This is a genomic window from Micromonospora thermarum, assembly GCF_012034245.1.
GTDB lineage: Bacteria > Actinomycetota > Actinomycetes > Mycobacteriales > Micromonosporaceae > Micromonospora > Micromonospora thermarum.
The window spans coordinates 112,584-127,463 of the sequence record NZ_JAATEO010000011.1 but is presented as its reverse complement, the minus strand read 5'-3'; the positions used below and the strand labels follow the sequence as shown (position 1 = coordinate 127,463).

The following is a 14,880-nucleotide window of genomic DNA, read 5'->3' as shown; positions in this document are numbered from 1 at the left end:
ACGGGACGGCGACGGCCGGACCGCGGGAACGGTCCGGCCGGGTACGGCGACGGGTCAGGCCGAGACGGCCAGGGCGGACGGCGCCGGGCGCTGCCGCTTGGGGCCGCCGTCGGCGGCGGCCGCCCGGGCGACGGCGGTCGAGCCGCGAACCACCAGCTCAGGACGGAACAGGTACTCCGAGTGGGGAGCGGCGTGCCCGTTGATCTCGTCGACCAGGGCGCGGACGGCGGCCACCGCCATCGCGGCCACCGGCTGGCGCATAGTGGTCAGCGGCGGGTCGGTGAACGCCATCAGCGGGGAGTCGTCGTACCCGACGACGGACAGGTCGTCCGGAACGGACAGGCCCCGCTGGCGGGCGGCCCGGATCGCGCCGAGCGCCATGAGGTCGGAGCCGCAGACGATGCCGGTGACGCCGCGGTCGAGCAGCCGGGCGGCGGCGGCCTCGCCGCCCTCCACCCCGAACAGGGAGAGCTCGGTCAGCTCGGCCAGCTCGTCGTCGGACACGCCGAGACGCTTCATCGCGGCCTTGTAGCCGGTGACCTTGCGCTGCACCGGGACGAACCGGTCCGGCCCGGTGATCAGGCCGATCCGCCGGTGCCCCAGCGCGGCCAGGTGTGCGACGGCCAGGTCGGCCGCCTCCCGGTCGTCGCAGGAGACGAAGGGCGCCGGGATGCCCGAGGCGTACCCGTTGATCATGACGACCGGCAGCGGCCGGGCGGTCAGCGCGCGGTACCGGTCGTGGTCGGCGGCGGTGTCGGCGTGCAGGCCGGAGACGAAGATGATGCCCGAGACCTGGCGGTCCAGCAGCATCTCCACGTACTCGTCCTCGCGGACGCCGCCCGGGGTCTGCGTGCACAGCACCGGGGTGTAGCCGGTGGGGGCCAGCGCGGACTCGATGATCTGCGCGAAGGCCGGGAAGATCGGGTTGTCGAGCTCCGGGACGACCAGGCCGACCAGGCCGGCGCTGCGCTTGCGCAGCCGGGCCGGGCGCTCGTAGCCGAGCACGTCGAGGGCGGTCAGGACGGCCTGCCGGGTCTCGGGGGCCACCCCGGGGCGGTCGTTGAGCACCCGCGACACCGTGGCCTCGCTGACTTCGGCCTGTTGGGCGATGTCGGACAGTCGAGCGCGCATGGCGGCACTGTAGCTCACTGAGTGGTTCTTGCGCAGTGGCCCGCAAGTTCTTGCACGTTCGAGCAGGAGTGATCCTTCGCGGGCGTGGTCGCTCGCCGCCGGGGCGGCGCCGAGGGTGCCCCGGCGGTGGCCGATCGAGGACGGGCAGGTGACACAGGGTCTCGCGGTGGTCACCGAGGTGGGATCTGGGACACCTTCAGCGGGTGCGGTTTGTCCCAAAGGCCCCAAGCGAGGGATCGTCAGATGACAAGACGGGATCGGTTGTTGCAAGGGCGTTCGCAAGGGGTTTCTAATCCGGAAACTTCTTGCTACTGTCCCGCCGATACCCGGCAGGCAATCTAGGAGCGAACATGCGTCGCACAGCCAAGGGGATCGCCGTTCTCGCCTCCACCACCCTTGCTCTCGCCCTCGCCGCCTGCGGCGGGGAGGACAAGAAGTCGGAGGAGCAGCCGAAGGCGGATCCCGCAGCCCTCAAGGCCGAACTGACCTGGTGGGACACGTCCGACCCGAAGAACGAGGGTCCGGCGTTCCAGGAGCTGATCGCCAAGTTCAACCAGACCTACCCGAACGTCAAGATCAACTACCAGTCGGTCCCGTTCGGTGAGGCCCAGAACAAGTTCAAGACCGCCGCGCAGGCCAAGACGGGCGCGCCGGACATCCTGCGGGCCGAGGTGGCCTGGGTGCCGGAGTTCGCCTCGCTCGGCTACCTGTACGCGCTGGACGGCTCGGAGCTGCTCGCCGACGAGTCGGACTTCCTGGAGACCCCGCTCTCGTCGAACAAGTACGACGGCAAGACGTACGGCGTCCCGCAGGTCACCGACACGCTGTCGCTCATGTACAACAAGGAGCTGCTGACCAAGGCCGGCATCTCCACCCCGCCGAAGACCTGGGCCGAGCTGAAGACCGCCGCCCAGACCATCAAGCAGAAGACCGGCGCCGAGGGCCTCTACATCAACCCGGCCGGCTACTTCATGCTGCCGTTCATGTACGGCGAGGGCGGCGACGTGGTCGACGTCCAGTCCAAGAAGATCACCGTCGGCTCGGACCAGAACGTCGCCGGGCTGAAGATCGCCAAGGACCTCATCGCCAGCGGCGCGGCCGCCAAGCCGTCCGCCAACGACTCCTACGGCACGATGATGACCCTCTTCAAGGAGAAGAAGGTCGCCATGATCATCAACGGTCCGTGGGAGGTCAACAACGTCAAGTCGGCGCCGGCCTTCGGTGGCCTGGAGAACCTGGGCATCGCCCCGGTCCCGGCCGGCTCCGCCAAGGCGGGTGGCCCGGTCGGCGGCCACAACTACACGATCTGGTCCGGCATGCCGCAGGAGAAGATCGACGCGGCCGTCGCCTTCGTGAAGTTCATGAGCTCCGCCGAGTCGCAGGCCTTCCTCTCCGAGAAGCTCGGCCTGCTGCCGACCCGCAAGTCGGCGTACAACCTCGACGCGGTGAAGAACAACCCGATCGTGGCGGCGTACCAGCCGGTCGTCGAGGCCGCCGTGGCCCGCCCGTGGATCCCCGAGGCCGGTCAGTTCTTCGGCCCGCTGGACCAGATGGCCACCGAGGTCCTGATCCAGAACAAGGACCCGAAGGCCGCGCTCGACGCCGTCGCCAAGAAGTACAAGGCAGAGGTCGTCACCTCGTACGGTCTCTGACCTGAGTCGGCGCTGGCAGCGGCCGGCGACCAATTCGGCACCCGGCAGGGCCGCGCGACCGTGACCGGTCGCCGGCCCTGCCGGCTCACTCCCGTAGGAGCACAGCTGATATGCGCACTGTGACAGCCGAGCCGGCGCCAGCGTCCGCGCCGTCCGGCCGCCGCTCCGCACCACCGTCCCGGCTGCGTCGAAGCTGGGACAAGCACTGGTACGCCTGGGCGATGGTCCTGCCCGTCGTCATCGTCCTGGCGGTTCTGATCTTCTACCCGCTCTTCCGCGGGGTCTGGCTCTCCTTCACCAACCTCACCGAGGCCAACCAGGTGGCGGAGATCTGCACCAAGTCGATCACCGGCAGCGAGGTCTGCAAGGACAACCCCAACAAGTGGGAGGTCGTCGGCCTCGACAACTACCTGAAGGTCCTCTCCGGCGAGGTCGGAAAGTTCTGGGAGTGGACCGGCATCACGCTGATCTGGACCTTCGTCGGCGTCGCCTTCCACTACGGCCTCGGGCTCGGCCTGGCCGTGATGCTCAACCGCCCGATGTGGGGCCGTGGCCTCTACCGGGTGCTGCTGGTGCTGCCGTGGGCGGTGCCGGCGTTCGTCAGCGCCTTCGCGTGGAAGTTCATCTTCAACGAGCGCTTCGGCCTGGCGAACTCACTGCTCCTGTCGCTCGGCATCGACCCGGTCGACTGGTTCGCGGACCGGTGGACGTCACTGTTCACCGCGATCGTCACCAACATCTGGCTCGGCGTGCCGTTCATGATGGTGGCGCTGCTCGGCGGCATGCAGACCATTCCGGGCGAGCTGTACGAGGCGGCCGAGATCGACGGCGCCTCGCCGTGGCAGCGGTTCCGGAACATCACGCTGCCGGGCCTGCGCTCGGTCAGCATGACGGTGATCCTGCTCGGCACCATCTGGACCTTCAACATGTTCCCGATCATCTTCCTGGTGACCGAGGGCCAGCCGGCCGGCGAGACCGAGATCCTGGTGACCGGCGCCTACCGGGCCGCGTTCGAGGGCATCCGCAACTACTCGCTCGCGTCGACGTACGGCGTGCTGATCCTGTCGATCCTGCTGGTCTTCTCGGTGTTCTACCGGCGGGTCCTGCGCAAGCAAGGCGAGGTGTGGTGACATGAGCCAGCTGACCACTCCCGCGGCGGCGACTCCCGCCGTGGCCGCCACGGCGGCGCGGGGTCGGGGCGCGAAGCGGCCCGGCCGCAGCCGGCGCAGCCCGGTGAAGTCGGTGCTGCTGCACGGCACGCTGATCCTGGCGTCGCTGATCGCGATCGGGCCGATCGCCTGGGTGCTGCTGTCGTCGTTCAAGCCCGGGTACGCCGTCCAGAGCACCGACCTGACGCTGGTCACGGACCCGACCCTGGCCAACTACAGCTACGTGCTGAGCGAGACGAGCTTCCCGAAGTGGATGCTCAACTCGGTGATCGTGGCCGCGCTTACGATGATCATCGGCATCTTCTTCTCGGCCACCACCGGCTACGCGGTGTCCCGGTTCAACTTCCCGGGCCGCCGGCCGCTGATGATGGTCTTCCTGGTCACCCAGATGTTCCCGGTGGCCATCCTGATCGTGCCGATCTACACGATCATGGCTCGGCTGGGGCTGATCAACACCCTGCCGTCGCTGGTGATCGCGTACCTCACCATCGCGGTGCCGTTCTGCGCCTGGATGCTCAAGGGCTACTTCGACTCCATCCCCACCTCGCTGGACGAGGCGGCGGCGCTGGACGGCGCCGGGCCGTTCGGGATCTTCTGGAAGGTCGTGCTGCCGTTGGCCCGCCCGGCCATCGCGGTCACCGCCTTCTACACCTTCCTCACGGCGTGGGGCGAGGTGGCGTACGCGTCGGCCTTCATCCAGACCGACAACAAGTTCACCCTGGCGTACGGGCTCCAGCAGTTCGTGCCGCAGTTCAACCCGCAGTGGGAGTACCTCACCGCGGCGGCGGTCCTGGTGACCGTGCCGGCGGGCCTGGTGTTCCTCTTCGCCCAGCGGCACCTGGTGTCCGGGCTGACCGCGGGCGGTACGAAGGGCTGACGCGCGGCCGAATCCGCGAAGGGCGGGCGTCGACCGACGCCCGCCCTTCGTCGTCACCGCCGGGACCGGTCAGGCGCCGGAGCGCAGGAGGGCGCGTACCCCGGCGAGGTAGGTCGCCCGGTCCGGCCGGCCGGTGAGGATGCACTGGAGGAACCAGCCGGGGACCAGGGCGAAGAGGGCTGCCCCGACGGCCTGCGGGTCGGCGTCCGGTGGCACCTCGCCGGTGCGCTGCGCGCGCCGGACCAGCGTCTCGAAGTTGCTCCGGATGCCGTCGTACGCCCGGGCCACGAAGGCCGCCAGGGCCGGATCCCGCTGTGCCTCGCCCCAGACCTGGATCGCGATCCGCAGGACGCCGTCGTCGCCCATCTGGGCCTCGGCGTACTCCAGCGCGCGGTCGAGGGCGTCCAGCAGCGGAGGCGGCGGGTCGCGGCGGATCAGGTCGGCGAGGATGCCCTCGACGCCGCCGACCGCCTCCTCGGCGATCGCGGTGATGAGGTCCGCCTTGCTCGGGAAGTAGCGGTAGACCGCGCCGACCGAGAGCCCGGCCTCGGCGATCACGTCCTGCATCGTCGTGCGGTGGAACCCGTCCCGCACGAAGCAGCGGCGGGCGGCGTCGACGATCTGGCGACGGCGGGCGGCGAGGTGGTGCTCCGAGACACGTGGCACGGGATACAGCGTAAAGCGAACGTTCGTTCTTGACACCGGGGCGGGGCGGGAGGACGCTGGACGTAAAGAGAACGAGCATTCGTTTTGGAGTTGCCATGTCATCCCGTGTCCGGTCACCCCTGTCACTCGCCGTGCTGCTGGCCGCCGTCGTGGTCGGTGTGCAGGCACTGCTCGTACCCCTGTTCGCGGCGCCCGCGGCCAACCTGGCGCCGCGGGACCTGCCGGTCGCCGTCGCGGGTCCGGTGCCGGTCGCGAGCCCGTTGGCCGCGCGGCTCGCCGCCGCCCGGCCCGGGGCCTTCGAGATCGCCACCCTGCCCGACGCGGCGGCCGCCGACCGGGCGCTGCGGGACCGGGAGGTCTACGCCGCCTTCGTCGTCCGGCCCGACGGGCTCGCCCTGCACACCGCGCCGGCGGCGAGCCCGACCGTCGGCCTGCTCCTCACCGAGGCGGCGAACCAGCTCGGCGCCGGCCGACCCGTGACCGTTGTCGAGGTGGTCCCCGGTGATCCGGACGACGCGCGCGGCGCGGGATTCGCGGCCGGCTTCCTCCCGTTGGCACTCACCAGCCTGCTCGCCGGAGCACTGGTCGTGCTGCTGGTCACGGGCCGCCTCGCGCGGTTGACCGGCCTCGCTCTCTTCGGGGTGCTCGCCGGCGCCGCCGGCGTCGCGGTGCTGCACGACTGGTTGGGTGTCATCGACGGCGACCGGCTCGCCGAGGCGGGCGCGATCGGCCTCTTCGCGCTCGCGGCGTCGGCGACCGTGGCCGGGCTCGGCGCCGTGCTCGGCCGCGTCGGTCTGGCGCTCGGGGCCGTGCTGGTGTTCCTGGTCGGCAACCCGCTCTCGGCGGTCAGCGCCGCACCGGAGCTGCTGCCGCAGCCGTGGGGCGAGGTGGGCCAGTGGCTGCCGGTGGGTGCCGGTGGGACGCTGCTGCGGTCGGCGGCCTTCTTCGACGGTGCGGCGGCCGGCCGACCGCTCGCGGTGCTGGCCGGGTACGCGCTGGTCGGCCTCATCCTCGTGGCGCTCGCGCGCACCGGGGGAGCCGGTGCCCCGGCGGGCGGGACCCACGCGGTCGTGCCGGGTGACACCGTGGCCGCCGGGCGCTGACGCGTCGACGCGCGGGCGGGGCGGGCGGGTGCCGAAGGGTGCCCGCCCGCCGTCGTCGCGGCGGGCGACGCGCCCGGCCGCTCACCCCTCTACTACAAAATGTCGTTGATGCGGGAGGATGGGAAGGTGGAAGCTCTTCGACTCATCCTCCGGTACATCCACCTCATCGGCTTCGCCCTGCTTCTCGGCGGTGCGATCGTGCAGTACGTGACCGGCCGGCTCCGGATCAACCAGCCCATGCTCTGGGGCGCGGTGATCATGCTGCTGACCGGTGTCGGCCTGGCCGCTCCGCTTCGCGACGGGGACGAGCCGGCACCCGCGAAACTTGTTACCAAACTGGTGCTCGCGCTGCTGATCTTTGTCATGGTCTTCTTTTCCCGTAAGCGGGACGTGGTCAACCGCGGCCACTTCCTCGCGATCATCGGGTTGACCCTGGTCAACGCAGCGGTGGCGGTCTTCTGGCGGTAACGTCCGACAGAGGGAGAAGCCACCCGGAGAACGGACGTTCGTGCGCCCGAACGCCCACTTATCGGCACTGAGAGTGATCTGGCCCACCCACGGGTTACATAGGGGTAACAGGCGCTCAACAGTCCTGCACGATTGTCGGCCGGTGGAGGGGCGTGGGCGTACGCTCTGCGTCCGTAACGTGGGACGCCGGCGGCACAACGCAGGCCGGTTGACAATGGGCTGCCACCGCGAGCAGCGGTGAGCAATGGAAGGAGACGTCTTGCGCTCGGTGCGTGGGATGCGGATCGCCTCGGTCTTCGCGGTGGGTGGCCTCGTGCTGGCCGCCGCCGCGTGTGGTGAGGCTCCTGAGGAGAACAACGGCGCCGGTAACGGCGACAAGAAGTACAGCGCCTGCATGGTGACCGACGTCGGCGGCATCGACGACAAGTCGTTCAACACCTCGGCCTGGGCGGGCCTGGAGGCGGCCAAGGCCGAGAACGACAACATCGACATCAAGTACGTCGCGTCGAAGGCCGAGGCGGACTACGAGGTCAACCTGACCCAGTACGTCAACCAGAAGTGCGACTTCATCCTGGCCGTCGGTGGCCTGATGGGTGACGCCACCTCCAAGATCGCCAAGGCGAACCCGAACCAGCAGTTCGGCATCGTCGACGCGAAGCTGCCGGAGAGCAACGTCTACCCGATGCAGTTCGACACCGCCCAGGCCGGCTTCCTCGCCGGCTACCTCGCCGCCGGCCTGACCAAGTCCGGCGCGGTGGGCACCTACGGCGGCCTGCCGATCCCGCCGGTGACCATCTTCATGGACGGTTACGCCGACGGCGTCGCGCACTTCAACAAGACCAAGAACAAGAACGTCCGCGTCCTCGGTTGGGACAAGGCGACCCAGAAGGGCTCCTTCACCAACGACTTCGTCAAGCAGGACGAGGGCAAGAAGGTCAGCGACGCGCTGGTCGCGCAGGGCGCCGACATCGTCATGCCGGTCGCCGGCGGCGCCGGCCTCGGCACCACCGGCGCCGCGAAGGCCTCGGGCGGCAAGTACAACACCATCTGGGTGGACGTCGACGGCTGCGAGAGCACCCCGGACTGCCCGGCGATCATCACCACCGTGGTGAAGAACATCCCGGACGCCGTCAAGGAGGCCGTGCTCAAGGCCGCCGGCGGCGAGAAGCTCGAGGCGAACCCGGGCTTCCTGGGCACGCTGGCCAACAACGGCGTCTCGCTCGCCCCGTACCACGACTTCGACAGCAAGATCCCGGCCGACCTCAAGGCCGAGATCGACAAGCTGAAGGCGGACATCGCCGCCGGCACCGTCAAGGTCGAGTCGAAGGCCCAGCCGAAGTGACGCGTCGCCGGCCGCCGGCGGTGGGATGATCACCGCAGGTGGCCGGCGAGCGGCAAGCACGACGATCGGCCGCTCCGGCACGGGGACCAGTCCCCGGCGCCGGGGCGGCCGATCGGTTCCCATCCCGCCCGAGCCCCGGTGGGCGGCCCGGCAGCTACGCTGCACCATCGCTTCGCACTCCAGGAGGTTGCGCTGAGACTCGAACTGCGCGGCATCACCAAGCGGTTCGGTGACCTGGTCGCCAACGACCACATCGACCTGACGGTGGAGCCTGGAGAGATCCACGCCCTGCTCGGCGAGAACGGTGCCGGCAAGTCGACCCTGATGAACGTGCTGTACGGGCTGTACCAGCCCGACGAGGGCGACATCCTGGTCGACGGCAAGCCGTTGAAGCTGCGGGGCCCGTCCGACGCGATCGCGGCCGGCATCGGCATGGTGCACCAGCACTTCATGCTGGTGCCCGTCTTCACCGTCGCGGAGAACATCATGCTCGGCGCCGAGCAGGTCCGCGGCGGCATCGCCGGCTTCCTGGACCGCCGGCGTGCCCGGCGCGAGGTCGCCGAGGTCTCCGCCCGCTACAACCTCCGCGTCGACCCGGACGCGATCGTCGAGGACCTGCCGGTCGGCATCCAGCAGCGGGTCGAGATCGTCAAGGCGCTCACCCGCGACGTCGACCTGCTGATCCTGGACGAGCCGACCGCGGTGCTCACCCCGCAGGAGACCGAGGAACTGCTCACCGTCATGCGGTCGCTCAAGGCCGCGGGCAAGTCGATCGTCTTCATCACCCACAAGCTCGGCGAGGTCAAGGCCATCGCCGACCGGATCACCGTGATCCGGCGCGGGAAGACCGTCGGCACCGCGTCCCCCGAGGCGAGCCGCGACGAGCTGGCCGCCCTGATGGTCGGCCGCAGCGTCCGCCTCACCGTGGAGAAGAAGCCCGCCACCCCGGGCAAGCCGGTCCTGGAGGTCGCCGGCCTGGTCGTCGACGACGACCGGCAGATCCGCGCGGTCGACGGCGTCGACCTGACCGTGCACGCCGGTGAGGTGCTCGGCGTCGCCGGCGTGCAGGGCAACGGCCAGACCGAGCTGATCGAGGCGATCATGGGCCTGCGCCCGGTGCTCGCCGGCTCGGTGAGCCTCGACGGCGAGCGGGTCGACGGCTGGTCGACCAAGAAGGTCCTCCGGGCGGGCGTCGGCTACGTCCCCGAGGACCGCAGCGTCGACGGGCTGGTCAAGGAGTTCAGCGTCGCCGAGAACCTGGTGCTGGACATCTACGACCGGCCGCCGTTCGGCAAGGGGCTCGCGCTGAAGCCGGACCAGATCACGAAGTCGGCGAAGGAGCGGATCGCCCAGTTCGACGTCCGCACCTCGTCGGCCGAGGCGCCGGTGGGCACCCTGTCCGGCGGCAACCAGCAGAAGGTGATCGTGGCCCGGGAGCTGTCCCGGCCGCTGAAGCTCTTCATCGCCGCCCAGCCCACGCGCGGCGTCGACGTCGGCTCCATCGAGTTCATCCACAGCCGGGTCATCCGGGAGCGGGACATCGGGACCGCCGTCCTGGTGGTCTCCAGCGAACTCGACGAGGTGATCGGGCTGGCCGACCGGATCGCGGTCATGTACCGCGGCCGCATCATCGGCATCGTCGGCCCGGACACCCCGCGCGAGGAGATCGGCCTGCTGATGGCCGGCATCACCCCCGAGAGCGCGTCGACCGGCTCTGACGGCGCACCGGCCACCGGCCCGGCCGGGACCGACAGCGAGGACAAGGCATGACCAACCCGAACCCTGGTTCTCCGGACAAGGAGCCGGCGACCGAGGCGCAGGCGGCGCAGAACGCGCTCGGCAACGCCGAGCGGGCCGAGACGGCGACGACCCCGAAGCAGCCGACGCCCGAGGGCCGCCCGTCGCTCGGGCGACTCTTCCTGGACAACCTCTGGGCCGCCAACACCTTCACGGTGACGGTGCTGTCGCTGGTGCTGGCGATGGTCGTGGGCGCGATCCTGATGATCGTCTCCGACCCGGAGGTTCTCGCCACCTACAGCTACATCACCGCCCGTCCGTCGGACGCGATCAACTCCAGCTGGACGCTGGTCAGCGAGGCGTACGGGAACCTGTTCAAGGGCGCGGTCTTCGACCCGGACGCGGTCGGCTTCACGGCGGCGCTGAGCCCCATCTCGGAGACGCTGACCTACACCGCGCCGCTGGTGTTCACCGGCCTGTCCGTGGCGCTCGCCTTCCGGGGCGGCCTGTTCAACATCGGCGCCCAGGGCCAGGCCACGATGGGTGTCATCCTGGCCGCGCTGGCCGGCTTCCTGCTGCCGCTGCCGCCGGGGCTGCACCTGCTCGTCGCGGTGCTCGCCGGCGCGCTCGGCGGGGCGATCTGGGGCTTCATCCCCGGCATCCTCAAGGCGCGTACCGGCGCCCACGAGGTGATCAACACGATCATGCTCAACTACATCGCGACGTACTTCCTGACCTGGATCATCGTGCAGAACGGCATCCAGGACCCGAACCGGACCGACGCGATCAGCAAGCCGGTCGACGCGTCCGCGCAGCTGCCCCGCCTGCTCGGCGACAACCTGCGCGTGCACGCCGGCATCATCCTCGCCGTGCTGGCCACCTGGGCGGTCGCCTGGCTGCTCAACCGCTCCACGCTCGGCTTCGAGCTGCGCGCGGTGGGCGCCAACCCGGACGCGGCCCGCACCGCCGGTATCAGCGTGACCCGGACGTACATCCTGATCATGGTCTTCGCCGGGGTCCTGGCCGGCCTTGGCGGTTCGCAGATGGTGCTCGGCACCACCGCCGCCGCGCTGACCCCGCTGGTGGTCGCGCAGATCGGCTTCGACGGCATCCTGGTGGCGCTGCTCGGGCGGGTGAAGCCGTGGGGCGTGGCGCTGGCGGCGCTGCTCTTCGGCGCGCTCCAGGCCGGCGGCAACCGGATGCAGTCGTACTCCGGGATCTCGCTGGAGCTGGTCACCGTGCTCCAGGCGCTGATCGTCATCTTCATCGCCGCGCCGGCCCTGGTGAAGGCGATCTTCCAGCTCCGGGCCGCGCGGGCCGCCCGGCTCCAGACGAGCCTCGCGAAGGGCTGGTGACGCGTGTCCACCATGGCTGTCGATAACGTCGCGGTCGCCCCGGTCGACGAGGGGTTCTGGACGCGTACCCGCAAGGTCGGCCTGGTGCTGACCGCGCTCGGCCTGCTGGCGGCGGTGCTCTTCGGGGCGCTCGCCACCGACCAGCAGGCGCGGTTCACACTCAGCGAGGACGCGGCCGGCGCCGCCCTGGCGGTCAACGGCACCCTCGGCGCGATCCTGTTCGGGGTGGTCGCGCTCGCCGCCGGTGTGGCGATGCTCGCCGGGCTGCCGAAGCGCTGGTTCACGCTGGTGCTCACCGCCGGCCTGGTCGGGTTCGTGCTGAGCTTCCTGTGCTGGCAGGTCTCCGCCGCCCCGGCCGGGCAGAACTTCATGCCGCTGGTCAACGTCGTACGGGGCACGTTCATCCTGGCCCTGCCGCTGATCTTCGGCGCGCTGGCCGGCGTGCTCTGCGAGCGGTCCGGCGTGGTCAACGTGGCCATCGAGGGCCAGTTGCTGATGGGCGCCTTCAGCGGTGCCCTCTTCGGCAGCATCACCGGCAACGTCTGGGTCGGCCTGGTGGCCGCGGCCATCGGCGGCGCGTTCATCTCGCTGCTGCTCGCCGTCTTCGCGATCCGCTACCTGGTGGACCAGGTGGTCATGGGCATCGTGCTGAACCTGCTCGCGGTCGGCGTCACCGGCTTCCTCTACGAGCGGCTGATGCAGACCGACGCGGAGCGGTACAACAGCGCGCCGCGATTCAGCAGCTGGGAGATCCCGCTGCTGTCGGACATCCCGCTGATCGGGCCGGCGCTGTTCCGCGGCAACATCTTCCTCTACCTCGGCCTGCTGCTGGTCCTGGTGATCCACATCGCGCTGTTCCGCACCCGGTGGGGTCTGCGGACCCGCTCGGTCGGCGAGCACCCGACGGCCGCCGACACGCTGGGCGTCAAGGTGCTGCGGCTGCGCTACCGCAACGTGCTGCTGGCCGGCGTGGTCGCCGGCATCGGCGGCGCGTCGTACACGCTGGCGCTCTTCTCGTTCACCAAGAACATGATCGGTGGCAAGGGCTTCATCGCCCTGGCGGCGCTGATCTTCGGACGGTGGAGCCCCACCGGCGCGCTGCTCGCGGCGCTGTTCTTCGGCTTCGCCGACCAGCTCGCCACGTACCTGGGCGCGATCAACAGCACCATCCCGAGCCAGTTCCTGGCCATGCTGCCGTACCTGGCGACGATCCTGGCGGTCGCCGGCCTGGTCGGCAAGGTCCGGGCGCCGGCCGCCGACGGCAAGCCGTACATCAAGGGCTGACGGGGGAACACCGCATGGAGATCGACTGGGGGCGGCTGCGCGCCGCCGCGACCGAGGTGATGCGGCACGCGTACGTGCCGTACTCGAAGTTCCCGGTGGGGGCGGCCGCCCTGGTCGACGACGGCCGCGTCGTGGTCGGCTGCAACGTGGAGAACGCCGCGTACGGCGTGGTGCTCTGCGCCGAGTGCGGCGTGGTCTCCTCGCTGCACGCCACCGGCGGGGGCCGGATCGTGGCGCTGTCCTGCGTGGACGCGACCGGTGAGCCGCTGATGCCCTGCGGGCGCTGCCGGCAGCTGCTCTGGGAGCAGGGCGGCCCGGAGTGCCTCATCGAGGCGAAGGGCGGCCCGCTGCGGATGGCCGAGCTGCTGCCGCACGCCTTCGGCGTGGAGGACCTGGAGGCGGTGACCGGGGAGACCCCGTTGCCGGTGGTGCCGGAACGGCTGGCCGCCTGGCGCGGGCGCGGCACGGTGTTCGTGCATCCCGACCTGTCCGCCGGTCAGCAGGTGTGGACGGCGTACTGGGAGCGGTCGGCCGGGGACACCGAGGGCGCCGAGACCGGTGTGCTGGAGGAGGGCCCGAGCTGGGACGACCCGGCCGAGGCGATCACCTGGGGGCTGGCGCGGACGCCCCGCGTCGTCGTGGTGGACGCGTCCGGCACGGTCTTCTGGGCGGGCGAGGGGGAGCCGCCGATGGAGATCCCGATCCGCTGGGGTGGCTGAGCTTGAGGGGCCTCGCCCCGCCCAGGTCGAGGATGGCGGGTCGGTAACGCCAGCAGACGAGGAAAGATCTATCTGATGAGTGGTTTTGCGGCGGTTGATGTTATTCGGGCCAAGCGGGACGGGGGTGTGCTCTCCGACGCGCAGATCGACTGGGTCGTCGACGCGTACACCAAGGGTGTGGTCGCCGACGAGCAGATGTCGGCGCTGGCCATGGCGATCCTGCTCAACGGGATGACCGGGCCGGAGATCGCCCGCTGGACCGCCGCGATGATCGCCAGCGGCGAGCGGCTGGACCTGTCCGCGGTCGACCGGCCGACCGTCGACAAGCACTCGACCGGCGGCGTCGGCGACAAGATCACCCTGCCGCTCACCCCGCTCGTGGCGGCCTGCGGCGCCGCCGTGCCGCAGCTGTCCGGACGCGGCCTCGGCCACACCGGCGGCACGCTCGACAAGCTGGAGTCGGTCCCGGGCTGGCGGGCGGCGCTGAGCAACGCGGAGTTCATCGCCCAGCTCCGCGAGGTCGGCGCGGTGATCTGCGCGGCCGGGCCGGGCCTCGCGCCGGCGGACCGCAAGCTGTACGCGCTGCGCGACGTGACCGGCACCGTCGAGGCGATCCCGCTGATCGCCAGCTCGATCATGAGCAAGAAGATCGCCGAGGGGACCGGTGCCCTGGTCCTGGACGTCAAGGTCGGCTCGGGCGCGTTCATGAAGTCCGTCGACCAGGCCCGCGAGCTGGCCCGCACGATGGTCGAGCTGGGCGGTGCGCACGGCGTGCGTACAGTCGCCCTGCTCACCGACATGTCCGCCCCGCTGGGGCTGGCCATCGGCAACGCGGTCGAGGTGACCGAGTCGGTCGAGGTGCTGGCCGGCGGTGGCCCGGCCGACGTGGTCGAGCTGACCCTGGCCCTGGCCCGGGAGATGCTGGACGCGGCCGGCCTGCCGGACGCCGATCCCGAGGCCGCGTTGCGCGACGGCCGGGCGATGGACGTCTGGCGGTCGATGATCCGGGCGCAGGGCGGTGACCCGGACGCCCCGATGCCCACCGCGCCCGAGGTCGAGGTGGTGCGCGCCGACGCCGACGGCTTCCTCGCGGAGGTCGACGCGTACGCGATGGGGGTGGCCGCGTGGCGGCTCGGCGCGGGGCGCGCCCGCAAGGAGGACCCGGTGTCGGTGCCCGCGGGTGTGGTGCTGCGCAAGCGCCCGGGCGACCCGGTCCGGGCCGGTGAGCCCCTCTACGAGCTGCGCGCCGAGGACGCCGGCCGGATCCCGGCGGCGCGCGACGAGGCCGCCCGGGCGGTGCGGATCGCGCCCGCCGCGCCCGGCGCGACGCCGCTGGTGATCGAGCGGATCGGCTGATCGCCCCCGCCGTTCCGATGC

General features: G+C 70.8%; 13 protein-coding genes. 11 read left to right on the top strand and 2 right to left on the bottom strand.

Going from position 1 to position 14,880, the window contains the following annotated elements:
* Window positions 1–54: 54 nt before the first annotated feature.
* Complete coding sequence (locus tag HCJ94_RS12520) at window positions 55–1,131, bottom strand: LacI family DNA-binding transcriptional regulator (protein WP_205801139.1); 1,077 nt, start codon at window positions 1,129–1,131, stop codon at window positions 55–57.
* Between the two features lie 350 nt (window positions 1,132–1,481).
* Between HCJ94_RS12520 and HCJ94_RS12515 the strand changes: the two genes are divergently transcribed.
* The 3 genes from HCJ94_RS12515 to HCJ94_RS12505 all read left to right on the top strand — a co-directional run bounded on the left by HCJ94_RS12515 (window position 1,482) and on the right by HCJ94_RS12505 (window position 4,829).
* Window positions 1,482–2,783: an extracellular solute-binding protein gene (locus tag HCJ94_RS12515; protein ID WP_168001168.1), complete on the top strand. Its 1,302-nt coding sequence runs from the start codon at window positions 1,482–1,484 to the stop codon at window positions 2,781–2,783.
* A 110-nt stretch (window positions 2,784–2,893) separates the two neighbouring features.
* Complete coding sequence (locus HCJ94_RS12510; protein WP_168001167.1) at window positions 2,894–3,913, top strand: carbohydrate ABC transporter permease; 1,020 nt, start codon at window positions 2,894–2,896, stop codon at window positions 3,911–3,913.
* A gap of 1 nt (window position 3,914) precedes the next feature.
* Window positions 3,915–4,829 carry a sugar ABC transporter permease gene (locus HCJ94_RS12505; protein ID WP_168001166.1) on the top strand — a complete coding sequence of 305 codons (915 nt, stop codon included), beginning with the start codon at window positions 3,915–3,917 and terminating at the stop codon, window positions 4,827–4,829.
* A 69-nt stretch (window positions 4,830–4,898) separates the two neighbouring features.
* Here the strand turns inward: HCJ94_RS12505 and HCJ94_RS12500 are convergent, their stop codons facing one another.
* Window positions 4,899–5,495, bottom strand: coding sequence for a TetR/AcrR family transcriptional regulator (locus HCJ94_RS12500; RefSeq protein ID WP_309227236.1), 597 nt, complete (start codon window positions 5,493–5,495; stop codon window positions 4,899–4,901).
* 95 nt (window positions 5,496–5,590) lie between these two features.
* On the opposite strand from HCJ94_RS12500, the gene HCJ94_RS12495 reads away from it, so the two are divergent.
* The 8 genes from HCJ94_RS12495 to HCJ94_RS12460 all read left to right on the top strand — a co-directional run bounded on the left by HCJ94_RS12495 (window position 5,591) and on the right by HCJ94_RS12460 (window position 14,859).
* Window positions 5,591–6,598, top strand: coding sequence for a hypothetical protein (locus tag HCJ94_RS12495; RefSeq protein ID WP_205801137.1), 1,008 nt, complete (start codon window positions 5,591–5,593; stop codon window positions 6,596–6,598).
* 126 nt (window positions 6,599–6,724) lie between these two features.
* Window positions 6,725–7,066, top strand: a complete 342-nt coding sequence (locus tag HCJ94_RS12490; RefSeq protein WP_168001165.1) for a hypothetical protein — start codon at window positions 6,725–6,727, stop codon at window positions 7,064–7,066.
* A 277-nt stretch (window positions 7,067–7,343) separates the two neighbouring features.
* The gene (locus HCJ94_RS12485; RefSeq protein ID WP_168001232.1) at window positions 7,344–8,408 is read left to right on the top strand and encodes a BMP family lipoprotein; all 1,065 of its coding nucleotides are present in this window, start codon (window positions 7,344–7,346) and stop codon (window positions 8,406–8,408) included.
* Between the two features lie 138 nt (window positions 8,409–8,546).
* Window positions 8,547–10,178: an ABC transporter ATP-binding protein gene (locus HCJ94_RS12480; protein WP_309227235.1), complete on the top strand. Its 1,632-nt coding sequence runs from the start codon at window positions 8,547–8,549 to the stop codon at window positions 10,176–10,178.
* Window positions 10,175–11,500 carry an ABC transporter permease gene (locus HCJ94_RS12475; RefSeq protein ID WP_168001164.1) on the top strand — a complete coding sequence of 442 codons (1,326 nt, stop codon included), beginning with the start codon at window positions 10,175–10,177 and terminating at the stop codon, window positions 11,498–11,500. Before HCJ94_RS12480 ends, HCJ94_RS12475 begins: the two co-directional genes overlap by 4 nt.
* 3 nt (window positions 11,501–11,503) lie before the next feature.
* Entirely contained in the window at window positions 11,504–12,784 is a 1,281-nt protein-coding gene (locus tag HCJ94_RS12470) for an ABC transporter permease (protein ID WP_168001163.1), read from the top strand.
* A 14-nt stretch (window positions 12,785–12,798) separates the two neighbouring features.
* The gene (locus HCJ94_RS12465) at window positions 12,799–13,503 is read left to right on the top strand and encodes a cytidine deaminase (protein WP_168001162.1); all 705 of its coding nucleotides are present in this window, start codon (window positions 12,799–12,801) and stop codon (window positions 13,501–13,503) included.
* A 75-nt stretch (window positions 13,504–13,578) separates the two neighbouring features.
* On the top strand, window positions 13,579–14,859 hold the full coding sequence (locus HCJ94_RS12460; RefSeq protein WP_168001161.1) for a thymidine phosphorylase: 1,281 nt from the start codon (window positions 13,579–13,581) through the stop codon (window positions 14,857–14,859).
* Window positions 14,860–14,880 lie beyond the last annotated feature (21 nt).